Genomic DNA, 13,848 nt, shown 5'->3' with positions numbered 1-13,848 from the left:
CGATTTTGTAAAGGTTTTTGCAAAACTGACCGCTTGTAGTTGTTCTTTTTTCTGCAAAGAATATTTGAGGCCGAGCCTCCTAACTGCTTTTAAAAAGTAGATTTTAATTGTGAAGAGAAATGCTAATGAAAGTGAATAAATTTAGCCGATTCATGACAGTATGGTTGATTGGATTATTTACCAGTCAAGTATTTGCGATTGAACCGCAAATTCAACAAAATGAAATTGTTTTACCTAAACCGAGCGAACAACACAAAATTTCGACTAAACGTGTTACAGCTCGCCTAACACAATCGCATTACCACAAATTTAAATTAGATGATGAATTTGCGGGTAAGATTTTTGATCGCTATATCAATATGCTTGATAGTATGCATATGACGTTTTTACAGTCAGATATAGACGAATTGCGAGAGAAATATGCTTCGGTTTTAGATGACCAACTGTATGAAGGTCAGTTAGATGCTGCATTTGCAATTTATGATTTACTTTTAAAACGCCGTTATGAGCGTTATAAATTTGCTTTGTCTCTATTAGATAATGAGCCTGATTTAAAAGGTAATGATGAAATTGAAAATGATCGTGAAAAATCGCCATTCCCAAAAACCGTAGAAGAAGCGGATAAATTATGGGAAGCGCGCGTGAAATATGAAATTATCAATTTACATCTTAAAGATAAAAAATGGCCGGAAATTAAAAAGACTTTAGCCAAACGTTATAACCTAGCAATCAAACGATTAACTCAAACGAAAGCAGACGATATTTTACAAACTTATTTAAATTCATTTGCGCTAGAGATTGATCCACATACTAACTTCTTATCGCCTCGTTCAGCGAAGGCTTTCCAAGAAAGTATGAACCTTTCTTTAGAAGGAATTGGGGCAACGCTTTCAATGGAAGATGATGTCACGACAATTAAATCACTCGTACCTGGTGCGCCTGCAGCACGAAGCAAACGTATTGCGGTAAATGATAAAATCGTTGGTGTTGGACAAGGTGAAAGTGGACCAATCGAGGATGTTATCGGTTGGCGTTTAGATGATGTGGTCGATAAAATTAAAGGGAAAAAAGGTTCAAAAGTTCGCCTAGAAATTGAACCAGAAAAAGGTGGAAAAACCAAAATTATTACTTTAGTCCGCGATAAAGTGCGTATTGAAGATAGTGCTGCCAAACTGACGGTAGATAAAATCGACGGTAAAAATATTGCGGTAATTAAAATTCCTACTTTCTACATTGGTTTAACAGAAGATGTGCGTAAATTGTTAAGCGAAATGAAGGGAAAAAAAGCAGAAGGCTTGATTATTGATTTACGTGAAAATGGCGGTGGTTCATTAACTGAAGTTATTGAACTTACTGGATTATTCATTAAAGAAGGCCCAGTGGTACAAGTCCGTGATGCTTTCGACCGGATTAAAGTGCATGAAGATCCTGATGCAGATACATCGTTATATGACGGCAAAATGATGGTAATGATTAACCGCCATAGTGCCTCAGCTTCAGAAATCTTTGCGGCAGCATTACAAGATTATAATCGTGCGATTATCGTTGGACAGACAACCTTTGGTAAAGGTACCGTACAGCAAAGTCGCTCATTAAACTTTATTTATGATTTAGATAAAGAGCCATTGGGTTATATTCAATACACGATCCAAAAATTCTACCGAATTAACGGTGGAAGTACCCAGTTAAAAGGGGTGGATGCAGATATTAAATTCCCAGAAGTGATTAATGCTGAAAAAACAGGCGAAAGTTTCGAAGATAATGCGTTACCTTGGGATAAAATTCCAGCGGCAAAATATGCTGAAGCGGGTCATGCTCGTGATGTTGTTTCACAATTGACTGACAAACATGAAGCACGAATTGAGCAATCTCCAGAATTTATCGTATTAAATAAAGAAATTGAGATTGCTAGAGAGCGAGATAATCGTAAGTTTACCTCTTTAAATTTAGCTGAACGCCAAAAAGAGGAAGCGGAAGATGATGCTCGTCGCTTGAAAAATATCAATGAACGTTTTAAACGTGAAGGCAAAAAATTGTTAAAACATATTGATGACTTACCGAAAGACTATGAAGCACCAGATTTCTTCTTGAAAGAAGCTGAGCAAATGATGGTCGATTGGTTGGAAATTGATACAAAATAACAAAATTGTTATAATATCCGAACTTGCCGCTTAGCGATGGCTTAGCTAAGCGGTCATATTTTTATGAAAGATTTGCAAAATTGATTATTTATGAAGAAATTTAAACTATTACCGCTGATGATGTTTTCTACCATCGCAGTGGCTGAAACAGCTAATGTGGCAACCCCTGCGGTAACGGCGGTAAGTGCCGGAGATACTGTTTTACCTCAATTAAGTTTTGAAGCACAACAAGCCCGCGCGGCAGAACTTTCAAAGCGTGCTGATTATGCCTATGAGCAAGAACAATTACGCCAAGAACAAGCAAGAAAATTAGCTGAAGCAGAAACCAAAGTCAGAGAAACAGTAGGTGCTAATAGCTTGTTGTTAACGAATGCAACTGCGAAAGTTTATCTAGATAACGATTTCCAACCAATGTGGGAAGATAAAACAGCAACTCGCCAGTTCTTAAAAGAGTATGCTGCATTTGCTGCAAGTGGTGTTTCTGCAAAATCAGCAAAAGCATTGCAACAAATTTTAAGTCAACCAGAAGGTTTAGCGCGTGATATGTTGTTAACAGATAGTTTCTTAGATTATCTTTATTACAACAAAAATGTATATCAAAATGCAAACAGCTGGTTATACAATTTAGGTTCATATAATACAAAAGCACCAAGTGCTGAACACATTGCAGCTTGGATGAGCGCAGTAAAAAAAGGTAACTCAGCGCAATTTGTGGCTAATTTAGTACCGAAAAATCACATCTATCAAGAAACTGTTCAGCGTTTATTTGCTATGTCTCCAAACGGTAGTGTAGCAACGAAATCGGCTAAAGCTAAAAAAGGTAAAGGACAGACTGCAAGTGCTGGCGCAAGTAACTCTGTAACATCTAGCTCATTTTATAAGTTAGCATTAAATGCTCAACGTTTACGCATTATTCCAAGTTTTAATAACGGAATTTTTGTGAACATTCCAAGCTATCAGCTTTTCTATTTCCGTGATGGTAATTTAGCGCTGCAATCTAAAGTAATTGTTGGACGCGATGATCGCCGTACACCGGTAATGTATAGTAAATTGAGTAATGTGGTTGTTAACCCACCTTGGAACGTACCAACAACTATTTTAACCAAAGACATTGTACCAAAGTTAGCGCGTAATCCTGCACTTGCGGATAGCTTAAACTATGAAATTTTCGATGGTGCTGGAAATAAAGTGAACCCACGCAGCGTGAATTGGTCTCAGTATATTAATGCGAAAAGCGTACCTTATCGTATCCGCCAAAAAGCAGGTGATGATAGTGCATTAGGTCGTTATAAGTTCAATATGCCTAGTTCAAATGCGATTTATCTGCATGATACGCCAAATCGTGGGCTATTCGGTCGTACAGATCGTGCATTAAGTTCTGGCTGTGTCCGTGTAGAACAAGCTGATGCTTTAGCGACAATCTTATTAAAAGAAGCTGGTTGGTCAGTTGATAAGAAAGGTCAGGTGTTAGCAAGCCAAAAAACCACTTCGGCACAAATTCGTTCAGATAACCCAGTTTATCTTTATTATGTGACCTCATGGGTGGAAAACGGAACCGTGTACAGCTTACCGGATATTTATAAATTAGATACCAACATTCCGAAAACAGCAATTAGTTGGGAACAAGTGAAAAATGTGATTTAAGTCGCATTTTTGAGAAAAATCTGAGAAACGGGCTCGTTTCTCAGATATTTTATTTTTATAATCGACCTATTTTAGTATAGATTGATTAAATCTCTAGCGTAATAAACGCTATACACTCAAGTTACATTGAGGAAATTAAAATGAATCAAATTAATTTACAACGCCGTAAATGGTTATCACTAGGCGGGTTAGTATTAGGCGCTACAATTTTGCCTAGTAAAGTGATGGCAAGTTTATCTACATCAACCCCTTTAGCATTACGTTTTCATAATATCAATACTGGCGAACAACACGCTGTCAATTTTTTCGGTGGACGTTTAGGGCCGAAAGATCTAAATGCTTTGAATTATTTAATGCGTGATCGACATACCAATCAAGTGAAAACCATTGACCCAAATCTTTTTGTTAAATTAAACCAACTTCAAGGTCGTTTAGGTTTTCGTAATGCAGAAATTTTAGTGTTAAGCGGATACCGCTCAGCGAAAACCAATGCAGCAATGCGTCGTAACCATCGCGGTGTAGCGAGCAATAGCTTCCATATTCGTGGTCAAGCAGTCGATTTCCAAGTTTCAGGCGTGCCATTAGCGAAAGTGAGAGATGCAGCACTTAGTCTGAATAACGGTGGCGTTGGGTATTATCCAAGAAGCAATTTCGTTCACGTGGACACTGGCCCTGTAAGAACTTGGGTTGGCGTGTAAGCGGTCAAAATTTATGTTTAATTTACAAATTATTCCTGTTAGCCCATTTCAGCAAAATTGTACGGTGATTTGGGATGAAAATAAAAATGCCGCTATTATTGATGCAGGGGATGAGGCAGAAAAAATCATTCACTTTGTAGAACAAGAAGGGCTTAAGGTAGAAAAATTACTGATTACCCATGCTCATCTTGATCACATTATGGCAGTTGAGGCCTTGCATCAACATTTCGGTGTAGAAGTCTATGGCTCACATCTGGCGGATAAGCCTTTATTTGAGCAATTGCCTCAAATGTGCGAAATGTTTGGAATTCCTCCTGTTCCTGCCTTTTTGCCAGATCATTGGTTAGAAGAAGGGCAAAGTGTTCAGGTTGGGAATTTAACTTATCAAATTCGTCATTTGCCTGGGCATGCACCAGGGCATATTGGCTTTTTTGATATGGAAAATAAAATTGCTTTTACTGGTGATGTGTTATTCAAAGATAGCATTGGGCGTACGGATTTATATATGGGTAACTTAGAGCAACTTTTAGCTACCGTTCGAACCAAGTTATTTGATTTGCCTGATGATTTTATTATCGTTCCCGGTCATGGCCCACATACGACTATTGGTCGTGAAAAAGTACACAATCCTTTCTTTAAATAAATAAAACCTTGCTTGATGCAAGGTTTTTATTTTTTTAGTTAGTTTTTCATGGCTAACCAATTTCGTAACATTTGCTCACCATATTCTGTTAAAAAAGATTCGGGATGGAATTGTACGCCGTAGATAGGCAGAGATTGATGTTTAAATGCCATGAGGACGTTTTGATCGCATAATGTAGTCGTAACAAGCGGTGTATTTTTTAAGGAGTCTTGCGAAATTGCCCAAGAGTGATAAAGCCCAACTAAGAAATGCTCAGGTAGTCCTTCAAATAATGGGTTATCAAGAATTTGTTGCACAGGGCGTTGTTCGCCGTGTCGAACTTGAGCCAAATTGTAAAGTGTGCCTCCAAAAAATTCGCAAAGTGTTTGGTGTCCTAGGCAAATCCCAAGAATCGGTTTATGGTTGGCATATCGTTCAAGCATTTCAAATGTTTTCGGATAGGCACGTGGGACATCAGGGCCCGGCGAAATAAGGATATGGCTGAATTGCTCCACTTCATCTAAATCAAGTGCATCAGATGAGACGATTTCCATTTCTACTTCAAGTTTTCGAAGCAGATCGACTAAGTTAAACGTAAATGAATCGTGATTATCAATAATAAGTAGCAAAGGGATGTCCTATGAAAAAAGCGAGCCTAAAGCTCGCTTGAAAATTAGAGTTTAACTGGTTGAATAATTTCGCTTGGATAACAACCTAGAATTTTGAAATAACTGGTTACGCTTGCAAGTTCTTTAAGTGCTTGTTGCATATTGTCTGTATGGATATTCGCTTCTAATTCCACATAAAACATCTCTTCCCAAGGTTTACCATAAATAGGGCGAGATTCTAGCTTCATCATTCGAATATCATGCGTTTTGAATACCATCAACGCATCCACTAATGCCCCAGCTTGTTGCGTGGTAGTCATTAACAGTAGTGTTTTAGTTTGTACCTGAGGAGATACTTTTACCGCCTCTTTTGCGACCACAATAAAACGGGTCAGGTTATTGGGTTGGTTGGCAATATCTGATTGAATATTGGTTAAGCCATAGAGTTTGCCACCATCTTCATTCCCAATCGCTGCCACGTTGGGTTTATTCATTCTGGCTACCATTTGCATAGCATGTGAGCTGCTTTCATAGTACTTGATATGTACGCGATTCAGCTGTGCTAAGAATTGGCTGCATTGTTGTGCTGGTTGAGAATGGGTGTAGATAGTGTCAATTTCATTGAGATCAACATTCCCATTGGTTAATAAGCAATGCTTGATGGGATAGGCTAATTCACCAACTACAGCCAAATCTGTGTGCTGTAATAAATCATAAACTTTATTGATGGAACCTGAGGTAGTATTTTCTAACGGCAGCACACCAAATTTTGCTTCGCCTTGTGAGACTTTTTCAAACACTTCAGCGAAGGTATTGCAACTTGATTCGACAAGGTTAGCTTGGAATTTTTTCGCAAATTGACGTGAAGCCATGTTTGAATAAGAGCCACGCATGCCTAAAAAAGCAATAGAGACATTTTCATCAGATTGCGCATTGAGCTTATCTTGCAAATAGTTTTGTTGCGTCAGCACGGAATCTTCAATAATACGTTGGAAAATTTGCGTCACATATTGTGGATCAAGTTGATAGTTTTCTGATTCTGCATGGTTGACTAACGCTTGGAGTAGCTCTTTTTCTCGCTCAATATCACGTAGCGGTTTTTGTGTGATTTCTTTACTGCGCACCACATCAAAAGCAAGGCGATGGCGTTCAGCAAGCAATTTTAGAAGATTGCGATCAAGCTGGCTGATCTGCGTGCGAATATCCGATAAATCTAAAGACATGTCTATTTCTCGTTGCAAATGGAATGGGAAAGATTATAGCGATTTGTTTATCAAAGAAAAGACAAGCGGTCGAATTTGCAAATTTTTTTGCAAAAATGACCGCTTGAAGGATGCTTAAGCGATGCCTTTATGGCGCAATAGTGCATCTAACGTTGGCTTACGCCCACGGAAGCGTTCAAATAACACCATAGGCTCTTCGCTACCACCACGAGTAAGAATGTTATCGAGGAAACTTTGCCCAGTTTCGCGGTTGAAAATACCGTCTTCTTCAAATTTTGAGAAGGCATCTGCTGATAACACCTCTGCCCATAAATAGCTGTAATAGCCTGCAGCATAACCGCCTGCAAAAATATGGCTAAAGCTATGCGGTGTGCGTACCCATTCAGGCGTTTTCACAATAGCAACTTCAGCTTTGACCGCTTTTAGTGTGTCTAGCACTAAGCCTTCACGTGGTTCAGCTAAATGTAAGCGGAAATCAAACAATCCAAATTCTAATTGACGCACCACAAACATGGCTGCTTGGAAGTTTTTCGCTTTGAGCAGTTGAGTTAATTTCTCTTTTGGTAGAGGTTCGCCTGTTTCATAATGACCTGAAATGAATGCCAGCGCTTCTTCTTCCCAACACCAGTTTTCTAAGAATTGGCTTGGTAATTCTACTGCATCCCACGGCACGCCGTTAATGCCTGCGACATCGCCCACTTCAATTTGAGTCAGCATATGGTGGATGCCATGTCCAAATTCGTGGAAAAGGGTAGTAACTTCATCATGCGTAAATAGCGCAGGTTTATTGCCAATAGGTTTGTTGAAATTACAGGTTAAGTAAGCAACAGGTTTTTGTAAGCTGCCATCAGCAAAGCGTTTTTGGTTGATGCAATCATCCATCCACGCACCACCACGTTTATTTTCGCGTGCATATAAATCTAAATAGAATGCACCGCGTTCTTCACCTTGTTCATCGTAGATTTGGAAAAAGCGTACGTCTTTATGCCATGTATCGATACCAAATTTTTCTTCAATGCGTAAACCAAAAATGCGTTTCATTAGCTCAAATAAGCCAGAAAGTACGCGATCTTCAGGGAAATATGGGCGAAGTTCTTCATCGTTAATCGCATAAAGCGCTTGTTTTTGTTTTTCGCTGTAATAAGCAATATCCCAAGGCTCTAGCTGTTCTGAACAAGCGTGATTTGCAAAGGCTTTTAAGGCACAAAGTTCTTCTTTAGCCTGTTTTTTCGCGCGATTTGCAAGATCTTCTAAAAATTCGACCACTTGCTGTGGATTTTCAGCCATTTTGGTTGCTAGAGAATAATCCGCATAGGTGGCAAAACCGAGTAATTGTGCTAATTCACGGCGAAGTTTTAGTTTTTCATCAATGTTGGCTGAGTTATCCCATTTGCCCGCATTGCTGCCTTGATCTGATGCGCGAGTCGCATATTCTTTATACATCATTTCACGCAATTCGCGGTTTTCGCAATAGGTTAAAACAGGGTAATAACTTGGGAATTCTAAGGTAAAGCGATAGCCTTTTTTCCCTTTGCTTTCAGCAGAAAGTTTTGCGGCTTCAAGTGCCGATTCTGGTAAACCTTTTAATTGTGATTCATCTGTAATCACAATATCCCAACCCATTGTTGCGTCTAAGACGTTATTGCTAAAATCAGAACTTAATTCCGAAAGGCGGGCAGAAATTTCGCCGTAGCGTTTTTGTTTATCTTCAGGCAGAGAAATCCCAGAAAGCTCGAAATCACGCAGGCTGTTTTCAATCGCTTTTTTTTGAGCTAAAGAGTAACTTTCAAAAGCTGGGCTGTTTTTAAGTTTTAAATAGCCTTCATATAGCCCTTTATGTTGTCCTGCCCAAGTGCTGTATTCTGATAATAACGGTAAGCAAGTTTGATAAGCTTCACGCAATTCAGGCGAGTTTTTCACCGCATTTAAATGGCCAACAGGCGACCATGCGCGACTAAATTGATCACCAGCGGCGGCTTGCGGTAAGTAGAAATTTTCCCAAGTTGGATTTTCAATTTGTGAAACCTCTTCAATCGTTTCGCGGCAAGTTTTAATGACGGCTTCTACGGCTGGTTTGATATGTTCAGGTTTGATTTTTGAAAAGGCAGGTAAGCCAGTGTAATTTAAAAGTGGATTAGACATATAAAATTCATCCTTTTATCATGCGATAAGGTTGTAAAACTTTCACAATATGAGGCTAAATGGCAGGGAGTTCAAGAAAAAAACGCAAGCGGTCAGATTTTTTCTTCTTTTTGCAAAAAAAGAACTGAATCCGACCGCTTGTTTTCTTAATATTTTACTACGTGTCCGTAGCTTTCAATAATGCCTTTAATTCGTTCTAAGGTTTCTTTTGGCGGTGGTAACACGCCTTCTAACTCATAGTCGTAGCCAAGCGTTTTCCATTTATGTGCGCCTAAACGGTGATAAGGAAGCAACTCGACTTTCTCGATGTTTTGCATACCTTCAATAAATTTACCCAATCGATGAGCAGAATCATCATCATCAGTATAACCGGGCACCACAACATAGCGAATCCAAGTACGTTTATTGAGTTTTTGTAAATAACGTGCAAAATCTAGCGTACGTTTGTTAGAAACGCCGACTAAGTCTTGATGGATTTCATCGTTGAGTTGTTTTAAATCCAACATCACTAAATCGGTCACTTCTAGCATTTCATCAACCACAGGGCTGTAATGGCGGACAAAGCCGTTGGTATCTAAACAAGTATCAATGCCTTCTGCTTTACAGGCTCTAAACCAGTCGCGCACGAACTCCATTTGTAATACGGCTTCACCACCAGAAGCAGTAACACCACCGCCGGTTGCTTTCATGAAGTGTTTATAAGTGATTACTTCTTTCATCAGATCTTCTACACTAATTTCTTTGCCACCATCTAAATCCCAAGTGTCGCGGTTGTGACAATACTTACAACGCATTAAACACCCTTGTAAAAAGAGGATAAAGCGAATACCTGGTCCATCAACGGTTCCGCAAGATTCATAGGAGTGATAGCGAGCTAAAACAGACATGATGCTTTCCTTAAATGATTAAATTAACTATTACGGTGTATTTTAGCAGAAATGCCTTACAAGCGGTCAGATTTCACAAAATAATTGCAGATTTGTTGAGTATGTTTTTTCTCCATTTTTGCTAGAATAATGACCATGCTAATTTTTATTTAATTTTAAAATATGTCCGAATCATCCTCCCTAAAATTCTATCTTGAATTATTACGTTTAATTCCGAAAAACACTTCCATTAGCACATCAGAATTACAAGAAAAATTGCTCGCATTAGGCATTGAGCGAGATGTGCGTAGTATTCAGCGTGCATTGAATACGTTATGTGAACAATTTGAAATTGACTGTAATCGGAGTGATAAGCCTTATAGCTATCGTTGGAAACCCGATGCAAAAGGCTTAGATATGCCAATTTTAAATGAACAGCAATCGTTGGTTTTGATGTTGGCAAAGCAATATTTAGCTGGCATTTTACCTGCCAATATTATGCAATCGATGGAGGGGTTCTTTAAACAAGCAGATTACAATCTTGCTTATGAACTGCATAAAAAAGGGGCTTCAGAATGGCTCAATAAAGTGGCTATTGCACCAACTAGCCAACCATTGTTGCCAGCAAAAATTGATCCTGAAATTTTTAAGCAAATTAGTACCGCACTTTATCAAAACCGCTTTTTGCAAGTGCATTATCGTAGTATTCACGGCAAAGAACATAAGGCAAAAGTTAAGCCTCTAGCCCTTGTGCAACAAGGCCCTAGCAGTTATGTGGTGGCAGAATATGAACATGGCGATATTTTACATTTAGCCTTGCATCGTTTACTTGAAGTAAATGTCAGCACAATGCAATTTGAACGCCCGAAATTTAATCTAAAAGCTTATGTTGAAAGCCAAAAATTTGGCTTTAGCTCTGGTAGAAAGATTCGTTTAACGTTCCGTATTGATAAACAAACGGGAGGCTTTTTGACAGAAACCCCGCTTTCAGCCGATCAAACTGTAAAAGATTGTGGAACTGAATATGAAATTTCCGCGACCGTGATTGAGAGCGCCATGCTGGAATGGTGGATTGCCCATTTTGGTGAAGATTACCAAGAAATTGACCGCACTTATTTAGACAAAAATACCTAACGACATAAATTGTCGCTTCATCTTTTATCATTAAGCCATCAACAGAGAGGGCATTAAAATGAAGAAAATTGTTTATATTGATATGGATAATGTGATGGTTGATTTCCCGTCTGGTATTGCAAAATTAGATGAGAAAACCAAGCAAGAGTATGAGGGGCGATATGATGAAGTCGAGGGTATTTTTAGCTTAATGGAACCCATGCCAAACGCGATTTCTGCGGTTCATAAATTGATGAAGAAATATCATATTTACGCACTTTCTACCGCGCCTTGGCATAATCCATCGGCGTGGAGCGATAAAGTAAAATGGATTCAGCGTTATTTTGGCGAAGAAAAAGGCTCGGCATTATACAAGCGGTTAATTTTATCTCACCATAAAAACCTGAACCAAGGCGATTATTTAATTGATGATCGCACTAAAAATGGCGCGGATAAATTCGAAGGTAAACACTTACATTTTGGTACTGAACAATTTGCTAACTGGAACTGCGTACTATCTTATTTGGACTGTGGGTCTTTTACACCAAGTGATATTTTGCAAGATTGCTTGAAAAAGCCGGCCGCTCTCGTGCAAGTTGAAAATGAAGAGCAAAGTCGAATCATTGGTGCTTTTGCAGATCGCTATAAATGGCAAGTGTTTAATTTGGCATGTGTTTATGCGAATGAAACAACAACCGAACAGAAAACGGTCTATTTAATTATCAGCCCTTATCTCAGTGATGACTTTAAAATGCGTATTGAAGCAATGAGTGTTCATATTCAAGCCGAATATGACGTGTTATTACGCTCAAAATCACAGCTAAAACAATATTTCCAACGCCTTTCAGATAAGCCGTTCTTACATATTGAAAACTATGCTTATCAACCACTTTATAAAGCGGGAAATATATTTGGCATGATGGCTAGAGATAGACAGATTGATGAAATTTTAGAACAAAAAGGAGCGTGAAAAATGACGGCGAAAAATAAACCAATTTGCGTGGTATTAACAGGAGCAGGAATTAGTGCCGAAAGTGGTATTCCAACTTTTAGAGCGGAAGATGGCTTGTGGGCAGGGCATAAAGTAGAAGAAGTTTGCACGCCTGGAGCCTTGCAAAAGAACCGCGCGAAAGTGCTTGATTTCTATAATCAACGCCGTAAAAATGCGGCAGCAGCTAAGCCTAATGCAGCGCATCTCGCCTTGGTTGAACTAGAAAAAGCCTATGATGTGAGAATCATCACGCAAAATGTTGATGATTTACATGAACGTGCAGGCAGCTCGAAAGTGTTGCATTTACACGGTGAATTAAATAAAGCTCGCAGTAGTTTTGATGAAAGTTATGTTGTGGATTGTTTTGGTGATCAGAAATTAGAAGATAAAGATCCAAATGGACACCCAATGCGCCCTTACATCGTCTTTTTTGGTGAAATGGTGCCGATGCTAGAACGAGCGGTTGATATTGTGGAACAAGCAGATATTGTGTTAGTGATTGGCACTTCTTTACAAGTGTATCCAGCCAATGGCTTGGTCAATGAAGCCCCAAGCAAAGCGCCAATTTATTTGATTGATCCTAACCCAAATACAGGATTTGTTCGTAAGCAAGTGATTGCAATAAAAGAAAAAGCGGGCGAGGGCGTTCCGAAAGTGGTCGCTGAGTTATTGGAGAAAATTAAAAAATCATAGAAAATCGACCGCACTTTTTAAACAAATAGCGACTTCGGTCGCTATTTTTCATTACTTATCTTGCTTATATTTAAGCATATGCATAATAAGCCTAATAAGCGTTTCTTTTTGTTTCGGATCAGATTCTGCAACTAATAAAGTGAGTGCTGCAAGCCCAGTATCATTGATAACTGGGTATCCATTATGATCCAACAAACGCCCATTTCTATGTAAGAAATCTACAAATAAAAATGCGCCACTACGTTTATTACCATCTGAAAAAGGATGATTCTTGACGACAAAATAAAGTAAATGTGCTGCTTTTGCTTCAATGCTTGGATAAGCGGGTTCACCAAATACACTTTGATCTAAATTACCTAGGATCGCAGATAAGCCATTATCTCGTTCACGTCCAAACAGATCACTCGCTTCACCTTTTGTCATCAGCTGTGATTTTAACTCTGCTAGTGCAGAACAGGCCTCAATATAAGTTGGTAACGTACCGCCTTGCTGTGTTTGTGGTTCGGTAAGTAAACCTTCATCATATTGTTATAGCCATAAAAACGTATGCGTATAACGGCTGACAATATCCACTAATCCACGACCGCTTTCTAGCGTTAATTCCGATGAATTTGCCGTTTTTTGAATAAGTGCAAGTGCTTGTTCTAATTCGTGAGCGTTTTGCTGTAAACGTTTTTGGTTAATGGTATAGCCTTGAGTCAGATATTCTTTTAAACGTGCAGTTGCCCAAATTCTAAAATTTGTTGCAGATTTAGACTTCACTCGATAGCCTACAGAAATAATAGCATCCAAATTATAATGTTTAACCTTACGAGTAACTTGTCTTTTCCCTTCTTGTCGAACTACCGAGAAATCCTCGGTAGTTAAATTTTCATCAAGTTCTGCTTCATTAAAAATATTTTTTAAATGTAGGCTTATGTTATCTGAGCTAGTATCAAAAATATTTGCCATCTGCGCCTGGGAAAGCCAAACGGTATCATTTTCAAATCTCACTTCCACTTGCGTTGTGCCATCTTGAGCTTGGTAAATTTCAATCGGATTTTGGTTATTCATATTTTTTCCTTAATAAGCTATATGTATATATAAACAGATAAATATGCATATTGC

The 13,848-nt window shown here is 38.7% G+C and carries 11 protein-coding genes and 1 pseudogene; 7 read left to right on the top strand and 5 right to left on the bottom strand.

The annotated features are described in order from the left end of the window. The first annotated feature begins 125 nt into the window (after nucleotides 1-125). From prc to HSP_RS0109405, 4 genes are all read left to right on the top strand, one after another. Nucleotides 126-2,141 carry a carboxy terminal-processing peptidase gene (gene prc / locus HSP_RS0109420; RefSeq protein WP_007526401.1) on the top strand — a complete coding sequence of 672 codons (2,016 nt, stop codon included), beginning with the start codon at nucleotides 126-128 and terminating at the stop codon, nucleotides 2,139-2,141. A gap of 90 nt (nucleotides 2,142-2,231) precedes the next feature. Next, nucleotides 2,232-3,785, top strand: a complete 1,554-nt coding sequence (locus HSP_RS0109415) for a L,D-transpeptidase family protein (protein ID WP_007526367.1) — start codon at nucleotides 2,232-2,234, stop codon at nucleotides 3,783-3,785. Nucleotides 3,786-3,925: 140 nt separating this feature from the next. Beyond that, nucleotides 3,926-4,483 (top strand): peptidoglycan L,D-endopeptidase MepK, encoded by a 558-nt coding sequence (gene mepK / locus HSP_RS0109410; RefSeq protein ID WP_007526340.1) that lies wholly within the window; start codon nucleotides 3,926-3,928, stop codon nucleotides 4,481-4,483. A 13-nt stretch (nucleotides 4,484-4,496) separates the two neighbouring features. Continuing rightward, entirely contained in the window at nucleotides 4,497-5,126 is a 630-nt protein-coding gene (locus tag HSP_RS0109405) for an MBL fold metallo-hydrolase (RefSeq protein WP_007526337.1), read from the top strand. Nucleotides 5,127-5,164: 38 nt separating this feature from the next. On the opposite strand, the gene HSP_RS0109400 is transcribed toward HSP_RS0109405, so the two are convergent. From HSP_RS0109400 to pflA, 4 genes are all read right to left on the bottom strand, one after another. Continuing rightward, nucleotides 5,165-5,734 carry an anthranilate synthase component II gene (locus tag HSP_RS0109400; RefSeq protein WP_007526344.1) on the bottom strand — a complete coding sequence of 190 codons (570 nt, stop codon included), beginning with the start codon at nucleotides 5,732-5,734 and terminating at the stop codon, nucleotides 5,165-5,167. 44 nt (nucleotides 5,735-5,778) lie between these two features. Beyond that, nucleotides 5,779-6,936, bottom strand: coding sequence for a prephenate dehydratase (gene pheA, locus HSP_RS0109395; RefSeq protein ID WP_010129960.1), 1,158 nt, complete (start codon nucleotides 6,934-6,936; stop codon nucleotides 5,779-5,781). Between the two features lie 114 nt (nucleotides 6,937-7,050). Next, nucleotides 7,051-9,078, bottom strand: coding sequence for an oligopeptidase A (prlC, locus tag HSP_RS0109390; protein ID WP_010129958.1), 2,028 nt, complete (start codon nucleotides 9,076-9,078; stop codon nucleotides 7,051-7,053). Nucleotides 9,079-9,224: 146 nt separating this feature from the next. Further along, the gene (gene pflA / locus HSP_RS0109385; RefSeq protein ID WP_010129957.1) at nucleotides 9,225-9,965 is read right to left on the bottom strand and encodes a pyruvate formate lyase 1-activating protein; all 741 of its coding nucleotides are present in this window, start codon (nucleotides 9,963-9,965) and stop codon (nucleotides 9,225-9,227) included. A gap of 162 nt (nucleotides 9,966-10,127) precedes the next feature. Between pflA and HSP_RS0109380 the strand changes: the two genes are divergently transcribed. Genes HSP_RS0109380 through HSP_RS0109370 form a run of 3 tightly spaced genes read left to right on the top strand, consistent with a single transcriptional unit; the run spans nucleotide 10,128 to nucleotide 12,741 of the window. Beyond that, a complete protein-coding gene (locus HSP_RS0109380; protein WP_007526390.1) occupies nucleotides 10,128-11,078 on the top strand; it encodes a helix-turn-helix transcriptional regulator in 951 nt (316 codons plus the stop codon). Nucleotides 11,079-11,136: 58 nt separating this feature from the next. Continuing rightward, complete coding sequence (locus HSP_RS0109375; RefSeq protein WP_007526395.1) at nucleotides 11,137-12,027, top strand: 5' nucleotidase, NT5C type; 891 nt, start codon at nucleotides 11,137-11,139, stop codon at nucleotides 12,025-12,027. Between the two features lie 3 nt (nucleotides 12,028-12,030). After that, nucleotides 12,031-12,741, top strand: a complete 711-nt coding sequence (locus HSP_RS0109370) for an SIR2 family NAD-dependent protein deacylase (RefSeq protein ID WP_007526311.1) — start codon at nucleotides 12,031-12,033, stop codon at nucleotides 12,739-12,741. A 51-nt stretch (nucleotides 12,742-12,792) separates the two neighbouring features. Here HSP_RS0109370 and HSP_RS11030 read toward each other — a convergent pair. Further along, a pseudogene (locus tag HSP_RS11030) lies at nucleotides 12,793-13,794 on the bottom strand (virulence RhuM family protein/type II toxin-antitoxin system death-on-curing family toxin). Between the last annotated feature and the right edge of the window lie 54 nt (nucleotides 13,795-13,848).

The sequence above is a fragment of the Haemophilus sputorum CCUG 13788 genome, assembly GCF_000238795.1.
Taxonomy (GTDB): domain Bacteria; phylum Pseudomonadota; class Gammaproteobacteria; order Enterobacterales; family Pasteurellaceae; genus Haemophilus_A; species Haemophilus_A sputorum.
Note: the sequence above shows the minus strand (reverse complement) of the source record. Positions and strands in the feature narration are given on the sequence as shown.